Origin of the sequence: Streptococcus pseudopneumoniae (genome assembly GCF_001072925.1) — a bacterium.
Classification (GTDB): Bacteria; Bacillota; Bacilli; order Lactobacillales; family Streptococcaceae; genus Streptococcus; species Streptococcus pseudopneumoniae_Q.
In genome coordinates this window covers 1-442 of the sequence record NZ_JVHE01000084.1, presented here as the reverse complement: position 1 = coordinate 442, position 442 = coordinate 1, and the positions used below count along the sequence as shown (strand labels likewise).

The following is a 442-nucleotide window of genomic DNA, read 5'->3' as shown; positions in this document are numbered from 1 at the left end:
ACTAAGACACCAGTTGAAGTGAACGCAGAACCAGGATCAACTGTTGCCCTTTACGATAAAGATGGCAACAAGATTGGTGAAGCAACTGCAGGTGAAAATGGTAAAGCCACTATCACTCCAACAGTAAACATTCCAGAAGGCAATGTAACAGCGAAAGCAACTGATGCGGCAGGTAACACTTCAGATGCAAGTGAACCAGCTAAGGCAACAACAGCTAAAGAAGCTAAGACTCCAGCAGTAACCCCAGTAGCGAACCCATCAGCCCTTACAGATGCGGAAAAAGCAAAAGTAGCTGAAGAAGTTAAGAAAGCTAACCCAACAGCAACAGATGTTAAAGTTGGTGAAGATGGCACAGCGACAGTTACATATCCAGGTGGTACAACAGCAAACTTGACACCAGCACAGACAGTGAAAGAAGCTGACTCAAATGGCGTTAAGACAC

Annotated in this window: 1 protein-coding gene; it reads left to right on the top strand. The window is 45.0% G+C overall.

Annotated features, from left to right (window positions below; translation table 11 throughout):
* Window positions 1-442: Ig-like domain-containing protein (locus tag ADH81_RS11185; protein WP_049526881.1), on the top strand; the 442-nt coding region annotated here is incomplete at both ends.